11 protein-coding genes are annotated in these 8999 nt (G+C 57.7%); 6 read left to right on the top strand and 5 right to left on the bottom strand.

Annotated features, from left to right (window positions below):
* Positions 1 to 118: 118 nt before the first annotated feature.
* Positions 119 to 751 carry an acyltransferase gene (locus ABF824_RS14510; RefSeq protein WP_415489716.1) on the top strand — a complete coding sequence of 211 codons (633 nt, stop codon included), beginning with the start codon at positions 119 to 121 and terminating at the stop codon, positions 749 to 751.
* Here the strand turns inward: ABF824_RS14510 and ABF824_RS14505 are convergent.
* The 3 genes from ABF824_RS14505 to aat form a co-directional block, all read right to left on the bottom strand.
* Positions 691 to 1263, bottom strand: a complete 573-nt coding sequence (locus ABF824_RS14505; RefSeq protein WP_415489715.1) for a hypothetical protein — start codon at positions 1261 to 1263, stop codon at positions 691 to 693. The genes ABF824_RS14510 and ABF824_RS14505 overlap by 61 nt on opposite strands.
* 63 nt (positions 1264 to 1326) lie before the next feature.
* Positions 1327 to 2010, bottom strand: a complete 684-nt coding sequence (locus tag ABF824_RS14500; protein ID WP_415489714.1) for a DUF4412 domain-containing protein — start codon at positions 2008 to 2010, stop codon at positions 1327 to 1329.
* A gap of 81 nt (positions 2011 to 2091) precedes the next feature.
* A complete protein-coding gene (aat, locus tag ABF824_RS14495; RefSeq protein ID WP_415489713.1) occupies positions 2092 to 2763 on the bottom strand; it encodes a leucyl/phenylalanyl-tRNA--protein transferase in 672 nt (223 codons plus the stop codon).
* Between the two features lie 137 nt (positions 2764 to 2900).
* Between aat and ABF824_RS14490 the strand changes: the two genes are divergently transcribed.
* Positions 2901 to 3875 carry a 2-hydroxyacid dehydrogenase gene (locus ABF824_RS14490; RefSeq protein ID WP_415489712.1) on the top strand — a complete coding sequence of 325 codons (975 nt, stop codon included), beginning with the start codon at positions 2901 to 2903 and terminating at the stop codon, positions 3873 to 3875.
* Positions 3876 to 3881: 6 nt separating this feature from the next.
* Here the strand turns inward: ABF824_RS14490 and ABF824_RS14485 are convergent, their stop codons facing one another.
* Positions 3882 to 5648: a putative bifunctional diguanylate cyclase/phosphodiesterase gene (locus tag ABF824_RS14485; protein WP_415489711.1), complete on the bottom strand. Its 1767-nt coding sequence runs from the start codon at positions 5646 to 5648 to the stop codon at positions 3882 to 3884.
* Between the two features lie 235 nt (positions 5649 to 5883).
* On the opposite strand from ABF824_RS14485, the gene mntR reads away from it, so the two are divergent.
* Positions 5884 to 6354, top strand: coding sequence for a manganese-binding transcriptional regulator MntR (gene mntR / locus ABF824_RS14480; RefSeq protein WP_415489710.1), 471 nt, complete (start codon positions 5884 to 5886; stop codon positions 6352 to 6354).
* Positions 6355 to 6366: 12 nt separating this feature from the next.
* The gene (locus ABF824_RS14475; protein ID WP_415489709.1) at positions 6367 to 6522 is read left to right on the top strand and encodes a hypothetical protein; all 156 of its coding nucleotides are present in this window, start codon (positions 6367 to 6369) and stop codon (positions 6520 to 6522) included.
* A 10-nt stretch (positions 6523 to 6532) separates the two neighbouring features.
* On the opposite strand, the gene ABF824_RS14470 is transcribed toward ABF824_RS14475, so the two are convergent.
* Positions 6533 to 7387 (bottom strand): EcsC family protein, encoded by an 855-nt coding sequence (locus ABF824_RS14470; protein WP_415489708.1) that lies wholly within the window; start codon positions 7385 to 7387, stop codon positions 6533 to 6535.
* Positions 7388 to 7527: 140 nt separating this feature from the next.
* Between ABF824_RS14470 and ABF824_RS14465 the strand changes: the two genes are divergently transcribed.
* Entirely contained in the window at positions 7528 to 8073 is a 546-nt protein-coding gene (locus ABF824_RS14465; protein WP_415489707.1) for a hypothetical protein, read from the top strand.
* A 96-nt stretch (positions 8074 to 8169) separates the two neighbouring features.
* Positions 8170 to 8999, top strand: an 830-nt coding sequence (locus ABF824_RS14460) for an autotransporter strand-loop-strand O-heptosyltransferase (protein ID WP_415489706.1), incomplete at its 3' end; no start/stop codon positions are given.

Here is an 8999-nt window from a genome sequence, read left to right as displayed (position 1 = left end):
ATTCAATGTGCTACATAGCCTACTGCTTATCAATTAAGTGGCTCCTGATCATCCGAACCGTTCTCAGTATCGCTGAGGACACCAACCTTCCGACCTTATTCACCAGAAAGAATTTTTGATGCCGTTTGTCAACAATCCTCTGGTCAACTATCTGCGCAAACTCTCTCTGGCATATATAGGCAGCGAACTCATTCCCGTTCAGATGAGGACAAAACTTCTCAATATCCTCGGTGCAAAGCTTGATCCTACAGCAACCATCTGGCCTGACTGCCATATCCGTTCGACGGATATCTCGATGGGTGAAGAAAGCTTCATTAATGTGGGCTTTTTCTTCGATGGGACCGCATCCTTTTCCGTAGGCAAAAACGTGAGAGTCGGTCAGTTTCTGAGAATCATCACAGGAACACACGACATCGGCCCCTCTTCACACCGCTGCATTATCGAGGCGGTTCATGGAGATGTCGTCATTGAGGATGGATGCTGGATCGGCGCGAACGTCACCATTCTGCCGGGAGTGACCGTTGGACAAGGTTGCGTCGTCGGTGCCAATTCACTGCTGAATGCGAGCACCGAGCCAAATGGACTGTATGTGGGAACACCTGCGCGGCGTATTCGGGATCTGCCACTCACGGCTGTTCCACCACAAACAACTCGTAACGGTGAGAAAATCCCGGCGCCCTTTCCTCCCCTTCAGCGAACCGGCGCAACCTCCCGGAAGTCCGTGGGAACAGAAAAAACGGCATCGGACTGAGCCTCCCGTGCCACCGAGAGCGCCTGCACCATCACCTGCCCGCGCTGCATGACCTGCACCAGCACACCGTCAGGCGTGTAGCAGGCATCGCTGGGGTGCCCCTCGTCATCGACCGTGCGCCAGTTTGTGCAGAACTGCCCGGCCACGACGGTCGTGCCCAGTTTTTCGAACTTTCCGGGTGGCACCTGTCCCGGCAATGAGAGACTTCTGCCCGGTGCAGGCATGACGCTGCGCTGCCTGTGAAGTGTATCCACCACCGTCAATGTCTGATCCCGCCAGGACGTGATCATGTAAACGGCTGAATTCTCAGGATCGACCCGCTGCCTTAGCGAAGAAACCTGCCAGCGCATTTCCTGCTGCACAACACCGGATGCATCGGGTTTCACCATCACGTAATGCACATCGACATCCACCGATGGCGTTACATAGGGCCCCGTGACAGGCGCTCCATTTTCATCGGCGGCCAGAGCGATGCTCCCGGCGTCGTAGACACCAAGAAGCGCCACGGTCATTACTGCGCACCTTTTAAGCCACCGGCTGACCATACTCATTCTTTCACTTTGCGATCCAGCACGCTATTGCGGCGCGTCCCCACTGGCGTTTGGAGCGACACCTGCATTCGGACCCAGAGCAGGCGCACTCTGACCTCCCGTTCCGACCCGATGACGCTGGACTTCCTGATAGCTATCCGGCGCCTCAAAGGTAGAGGTGGGGATAGGCTGATACACCACCGAGGTCGCAGTCAGATTGCCTTTCGCCCCATCGGCATCCACACCGCTTTCGGCAAGGATCACACCATTATCCGACACGCAGGCTGTCGCATGTCCCTGTCCCGAGGTCACGCCCCACTCCGTGCAGCCAACACCGGCGATCGTTTTCGTCCCCTGCTTCTGGAACTGCATCGAGACATCGAGCAGGAAGGGGTTACGGATGCTGTTGCGTTGCTCAAGGCGGCTATAGACCCGCTGTTTGTGCAGCAGGATCGTGACCGTCTGCGCCGTTCTGTCCAGAATGGTGGAAGCGGAGCCGTCCGGCGCATCGATCCGCATACGTGCGCCTTCCGCAGCAAACCAGACTTTCACCTGCTGCGGCTGTGGAGCCCCGTCCGGCTGGACATTGTAGGTGACGGTAGCATCACGCAAGGGCATCAGCGGGGGATGATCACCTGTCGCAGCCTGCGCAGTGACTGTAGCTCCCGACAGGATAACCGTGGCGAGTCCAGTCAAAAACCGCCGTTTCCATTCCGTCGGTACATTCATCACATTCGCTTTCCTGCTTGTGAAACCGGGCGTCGCACGCACAGCGGAGACGCTGGAAGCACTCCATAAAGTGTCTGGACGTCAACCGCCAGCGGCACGCGTCTCTTCACGCATCAGATTGATTTCAGAGATAATTTCCGCCTTTGAAAGAGCACACCAGCGCCTTGGCATGCGGATGGCGTGCGCGAGCCGCACCTTGTAATCCACGGCTGCGATCTCCACACCGCCGAACTGTGACAGATGGGTGGTCCCCATCTGCGTGTCGAGCAGATCGAAGCCACACAGACGCAGACGCGCCACCAGTTCGACCAGCGCCACCTTGGAGGCATCGGGCATCCGGCTGAACATACTCTCACCGAAAAAAACCGAACCGAGCGCCACCCCGTAAAGACCACCCACCAGCTTTCCATCGTGCCAGGTTTCGATGCTGTGCCCGTACCCCATCTGATGCAGACGACAGAACAGCTCTATGATCGTCTCGCTGATCCATGTCGTTTCCCGCCCGGGCGCGGATTCAGCACAGGCGCGCATGACGCCCTCGAAGTCCCTGTCCTCCGTAACCGTGAAACGCCCATTCAAAACCGTGCGAGCGAGACGCTTCGACAGATGGAAACCATGAAGCGGCATAACGCCACGCGGATCGGGATCGTACCACTCAAGCCGATCCGGATCTTCACTGCTGCCCATAGGAAAAAGGCCAATGGAGTAGGCCCCGAGCATAAGCTCCGGTGTGAGTTCGATCTCGTCCCGCATGCTTTTTCCCGTTTCCAGATCTGCTTTCCTTATTTCCGACAAAGGACAAAACAGCCTGCCACCTCTTGCCGGGTGAACCTGACGGAGCGCACCTTTCCTCTATCAGCCAATATCTTTTCTGAAAAGGATCGGTCCTCATGACAGCGCCCCGTCCCGCCATCGTTCGCAGCGTGCGACTACCGCAGGCCGTTGAAAACCGCATCCAGCAGGAATTCACGGCGCCGCCGCCGCCCGCAACTCCCCTCGACACAAACTCCTTGTTCCAGTTGGCGGCGGAAACAAAAGCCGTAGCCATGCTCGTCACCCATCACGCCAGGATCGACGCCGCGGCCGCTGCCCGCATTCCGGCATCGGTCAGGCTGGTCGCGACCGTCAGTGTGGGGCTCGATCATCTCGACGTGAAAGCTATTCGGGCCCGTGGCATCGCCGTTTCCAACACGCCTGATGTCCTGACGGACTGCAATGCCGATCTGACGATGTTCCTGATTCTCGCCGCCGCCCGGCGTGCTGCGGAATATACCAAATTCGTCCGGGACGGTTGGGGACGTGATCTGGCTATGGATGAAATGCTGGGCATGCGCGTGACCGGCAAAACGCTCGGCATCGTTGGCATGGGCCGGATCGGGCAGGCCGTCGCCAAGCGCGCGCGCGGATTCGATATGAAAGTGCTTTATAACAATCGCCGTCGTCTTTCGCCTGAACAGGAACAGGGCGCGATATGGGTCGAAAATCTGGAAGACATGCTGCCCCAATGCCAGATTGTCAGCCTGCATCTGCCCGGCAGCGCGGAGACGGACGGCATGGTCGACGCCGCGTTTTTCTCACGGCTTCCGAAGGGAGCGATCTTCGTCAATGCCGCCCGTGGGCGACTGGTAAACGAAGACGCTCTTATCGCGGCCTTGAAAGATGGTCATCTGGGCGGAGCGGGACTGGATGTCTGTCGCAACGAACCACATCCCGACCCGAGATTGCTGGAAATCCCCAACCTGTTCATGACGCCACATGTGGGCAGCGCCACTGTCGAGACGCGCACGGATATGGGCATGCTTGCGCTCGACAACGTCGCTGCGATCGTCGCCGGGAAACCACTTCCCTCACCTGTGGAAGCGTAAGGCGCGTCAGCCCGCCAGAGCCTGCCGCTCATCATCGTTGTGGATTTGCTCCAGAACGAGATGGGCATGCTGGATTGCAGCCGGCATGTCGGCTGCGGGCAGAGGGCGCGAGAAAAGATATCCCTGACAATTGGTGCAGCCGAGCCCTCTGAGCAGCCGCAGTTGCTCCACTGTCTCGACCCCCTCCGCGACCGTGGAAAGCCCTATACTGCGGGCCAGCGCGATGAGGCCGGAAGTGATTTTCTCATCGCGATCATTCTGGGCGATATTCGTGACGAAACTTCGGTCGATCTTGATATGGGTCAGCGGGAGTTCGCGAAGATGGCTGATGGCGGCATAGCCTGTGCCGAAATCATCGAACGAAATGGCAAAGCCGGCCTGTGCCAGATTGCAGATCTCCCGCCGCACCCGGTCTGAACGCGAAGCGCCAAGGAAAATATTCTCCGTAATCTCGATCTCGATATGTTTGCGTGAAACTTTTTCCCGCTCCATCAATTCACCGAGTTCGGCTGTCAGGCTGTCCACGCCGAAATCCGAGACGCTCAGATTGATGGCGATGCTCCCCTGATAAACACCATTGCGCAGCCAGAGGGCTGCCTCTCTGATGGCCGTTTCCCTTACAAACCGCCCTATACTCAGGCCCAGTCGGAAATCCTCGAACACTTCGGAGAAAACCTCCGGCGTAATGAGACCCTTTCTGGGATGGTGCCAGCGTAGCAGCGCCTCGCAGGACACCACTTTCCTCTGGGCCAGATTGATGATGGGCTGATAGTAGAGTTCGAACTCCCCGCGCTCGATCCCAAGCCGCGCTTCACTCATGGTCTGCTGACGACGAAGCGCCTTTGTTCGCAGGGAAGGTGAGAAGCCCACAACACCCTTGCCGCGATTATGGCGCGTTTCCAGAAGGGCGATGTCCACTTCCTTGAGAAACTGCTGGCCGGAGCAGACATTGGGAGAGATTTTCGTGTAGCCGATCCCCGCCGACACGGAGACATTCGTCGGCCCCGTGTGAATGGGCTGCTCAATCAGATCGAGCAGTCTCTGAAGGTAACTTTCCACGCTGATGCAACTGGCGGGATAACGCAGAAGCAGCGCGAACTCATCTCCGCCCAGACGCCCGACCACGGAATCCTTGCCTCCAAAACGCCTCAGACGCCGGGCAATTTCGATCAGGACAAGATCACCGATGTCATGACCATAGATGTCATTGACTTCCTTGAAGCCATTGAGATCGATCTTGATGAGGATCCATGCCTCACTGGAGAAAATGGACGCGCTGACGACCTGCGCCAGTTCCTCTGCAAAGCCGATGCGGTTCAGCCCGTCGACCAGAGGATCCTGCCGCGCCATCTGCTTCATCTTGTTCCGCGCTTCGACGAGCGGCGTCACATCGAAACGATAGGCCAAGTAAGCCGTGATTTTTCCGGACCGGTCCCTGTAGGGAATGATGGTGGTTGCGACCCAGTAGAACAAACCGTTTTTCGCACGGTTGCATATCTTTCCGCGCCATATCTTTCCCGCGGAAATGGTGTCGTGAAGTCTCTTGAAAAAGGCCTTGCTGTGAAAACCTGAATTCACGACCCGGTGGGTACGCCCGATCAATTCATGGGGTGAATATCCACTTATGTGACAGAAACGCTCATTAACATGGGTAATGATACCGTTCACGTCCGTTACGGCCACGATGAGAATTTCATCGATCGCGGCCCGGAGAAAATCTGTATCCTGCTCTGCCGAATCACCGTCAGGAATACGATCCGATTGCCTTTCCATAGCAACGTCTATCCCTTTGATGCAGAACGTGCCTTTATGAGGGAAAGGGATTAACAAAATGTAACATCATCGAAGATGTTACTGTGCGAACCCTTCCCTCGCACTTTCCATGTAACAATTTACCGGGCCGCTATGTGCGAACCGGCCCCTTTACGGCAAGGGCTTCCGCTGGATTAAATCACAGGAATACTCTATTCCAACGAGAATAATCTTACTCTGGAACTCTCTTTCAGTCATGCCTCCACGCCCCCACACGACCGCCACAGCCCTCCCTGCCGCAGAAACGCAAAGCGAAAGTTTCAAAGCCAACCGCGAAGCCCGCCGTAAGGTTCTGATCGAAGATTATGTAGAGCTGATATCAGACCTGCTCGCAGAAGCGCAGGAGGCGCGACAGGTCGATATCGCCGCACGGCTGGGTGTCTCGCAGCCGACAGTCGCCAAGATGCTCGCCCGCCTTGTGGCGGACGGGCTGGTTCTGCAGAAACCCTACCGTGGCATATTCCTTACGCCGGAAGGTGAGAAACTTGCCGAAATGGCGCGCTCGCGGCACCGTATCGTGGAGTCATTCCTGCGCGCCCTCGGCGTCAGCGAAGATCAGGTGCTGATCGACGCGGAAGGCATCGAACATTACGTCAGTGCCGATACGCTCGCCGCGTTCCAGAAAGCTCTGGACGGCGACCTGGCCACTTTCATGAAGTCGCTTTAAGGAACGAACGCCGTGCATATGCTGATTGCCTGCCTCTCCGGCCTTGGGACCGCCCTCCTCGTTCCCTTTTTGGCTCCGCATTATGCGCCAATGGCCGAAACCATGGGCATCAGTCTGTGTCTGATCGGGCTTCTGGCAAGCTGGATCACAATCCGCGAAGGATCGTGACCCTTTTGACTCAGGGTTCGCCCGTCATGCGGGCCGCCGCCTGATTACGCAGCGCGACAGCCGTATCACGCACAACAGGGCCATGCTCCCGCTCAAGACGACGAATCGTAAAGTGCGCGCGCGCCAATGCCTGATAATGAGCGAGGAACGCCGCGTTCAGGGAGGCGCCACATAGCGCTCCGGCGACCGGCATCAGCTGGATCGAAATCTTGTGTCCCAGCGCAAGGCCGTAATGGGAGGCCACTTCAGAAATCAGCATGACAACCGGGCGCCCGCGCAGCACCGTACGGGCGGAAAAATAGCCCAGTTCGCTCTCGCGTCCCTCGCCGATATTCGGGAAAGCCCGCAGGGCAAAGACCTCAAGGCAGGCACGCCGGGCATCCGGATCGGACAGATCCTCGCCTTCCTCGCGCGCAATGCGCGCGATCTCACGCATGATGGTCAGCGTCGTGAAGCCGATATCCGGGGCCAGCCCCGCCAAACCGGTGAAACCGCCAACCGCGCCCGACACGGCCACGGCAGCCTGCAAGGCCCGATCGCGGATGGATTTGCCAGCCGAGACGTCCATCTGCCGCTCAGCCGGAACCGCTTCACCGGAAGAGGTCATGCCCAGAAGCGCTATATCGAACGAGCGCTTGATGGCGGTCTCCGCGATGCCTTTCAGCTTTTCCTGCACGCGCGGCGTCATACCCAGCCCGCGCAGGCCAAGGCGTGTCGCCTGTCCGACGGCACCCCCCATAAGATCGGCCATGCGGACCAGCACTCCACGGCCTGCCTCGACCTGATTCAGTGCGTTTTCAAGTTCCAGAACCTGCCCATCGGTCAGAGCCAAGGGGGCGAGGTCACTTCCTGTGCTTACAGTCATATCCTGTTGTCCCGTACTACCTGACGGCTCCCCTAAATATATATTAAAAGCGCACAAGCTCGCGCAGGGTTGCGGAAACATTCATTGACCGCAAGCGTCACACGTCGGAATCTAGCACCAATGTCGCCAAGGAGGCACCCATGATCATGTTTCGCTTCGGCGCTCCGCCCCATCACACACCTTTGCGTCGCTCTACTCCAGCGGGAGGTGTCCGTGGCCTGACGGTCGGAACCGCCATCATGCTCGCCGCCGCCTCCTCGGCCATGGCGGCTCCGCATGCCGTCCATCACCGTGCAAAACGTAACGCGGATATCACCGATCTGTCGTCGGGTGTGACGCAACAACCCAACGCACAGGTCAAGCCTCCGGAATCACGCAACCCTGCCCCGCCTCCACCGGATGGTTATGAGCCCGTCGCCGATCTCGACGAGCATATTGCGACCAATTTCCCCTTGGAAATCCGCAATGCGCCCCACGGCTCGACCGTTCCGCCACCCGACGCACAACAAATACCGCGTGATCCCAATAATGGCGCCACGCAGTTCGATGTATTCGGAGTTCCGGTGAAATTCATTGCGCCGGTTGCTGCGTCTTACAGCGGTTCATTCATCTACCACACTTACGCCGGACAGCCCGGACGTGGTCAGGATGCAGTCGGGGCAGCAGGATCAGCTGGTGAACCGTAGTAAAAACTAAACAACTCACCTTCTTTCTTCCACAAGCTTTTACCGGTATGTCAAATGGTGTCATTTATTTAATACACGTGAGTTAAAAGACACCACATGTCCGATTCAGACGTTGCCACTCCCGTTTCTTCGAAAACAGAAGATAACGAAGCTTCTTCGCAGATCGCGGGAGGAAGCAACCGGGACCCGAACGCCAAGCCTGAGCAACCCGAGGAAACAAAGCCCGCCGACAAGCCCACTTTTGTCGGTGCCGCCCCCGCCCCTACGCAGGAAGGCCCACTTGGAATCCGCTATGATTTCAATCTTGGGTGCCGCGTCGCGCTGCCTGAGGGAAAATGGACCATTCGCCTCACCGATCTCGATACAGGCAATATCCTGTTCGAAACCACGGCGGGCAAGGCCAACGTCAACAGCTCCAAGCGCTTCTATGTCCGGTTCGGCATTCAGGTCAAAGATGCCGACGGCAATGTGATTTTTTCCCACAAATATGACTGCCGGAACCAGCACGTGCTGGTGCAGCTACCTGTGGGCACGCTCGGCGATACGCTGGGATGGTTCCCCTACGTCGCCCGCTTTGCCGAAACCCATCACTGCAAAATGACGTGCGTGATGGCGGCTCCCATCATTCCGCTTTTCAAGAGCACCTATCCACACATCCGGTTCATCACTCCGGAAGAGCTGGAAAAGGGCGATCTGCTCAAGACATTCTATGCGACCTACACGCTAGGTCTGTTCTTCGACGACAAGAACAACATCTGGCAGCCCTGTGATTTCCGGCTCGTGGGCCTGCATCGCACGGCGGGTTACATCCTTGGCGTAGACCCGACGGAAGCCCCACCGGTGCTTGCGCCTGATGCTGACCCGTCCCGCCCCATCAAAGAGCCTTATGTCTGTATTGCGGCTCAGAGCAGTTCCCAGTGCAAATA

Source organism: Acetobacter sp., assembly GCF_047721705.1.
Lineage (GTDB): Bacteria > Pseudomonadota > Alphaproteobacteria > Acetobacterales > Acetobacteraceae > Acetobacter.
This window is presented reverse-complemented; position numbering and strand designations above follow the sequence as displayed.

What these genes read in the sequence shown, in the direction of transcription:
- ABF824_RS14470 (WP_415489708.1), bottom strand. Translation starts at nt 7,387, where the DNA reads ATGACTGTAAGCACAGGAAGTGACCTCGCCCCCTTGGCTCTGACCGAT.
- ABF824_RS14485 (WP_415489711.1), bottom strand. Translation starts at nt 5,648, where the DNA reads ATGGAAAGGCAATCGGATCGTATTCCTGACGGTGATTCGGCAGAGCAG.
- ABF824_RS14500 (WP_415489714.1), bottom strand. Translation starts at nt 2,010, where the DNA reads ATGAATGTACCGACGGAATGGAAACGGCGGTTTTTGACTGGACTCGCC.
- aat (WP_415489713.1), bottom strand. Translation starts at nt 2,763, where the DNA reads ATGCGGGACGAGATCGAACTCACACCGGAGCTTATGCTCGGGGCCTAC.
- ABF824_RS14465 (WP_415489707.1), top strand. Translation starts at nt 7,528, where the DNA reads ATGATCATGTTTCGCTTCGGCGCTCCGCCCCATCACACACCTTTGCGT.
- ABF824_RS14505 (WP_415489715.1), bottom strand. Translation starts at nt 1,263, where the DNA reads ATGACCGTGGCGCTTCTTGGTGTCTACGACGCCGGGAGCATCGCTCTG.
- ABF824_RS14510 (WP_415489716.1), top strand. Translation starts at nt 119, where the DNA reads ATGCCGTTTGTCAACAATCCTCTGGTCAACTATCTGCGCAAACTCTCT.
- mntR (WP_415489710.1), top strand. Translation starts at nt 5,884, where the DNA reads ATGCCTCCACGCCCCCACACGACCGCCACAGCCCTCCCTGCCGCAGAA.
- ABF824_RS14490 (WP_415489712.1), top strand. Translation starts at nt 2,901, where the DNA reads ATGACAGCGCCCCGTCCCGCCATCGTTCGCAGCGTGCGACTACCGCAG.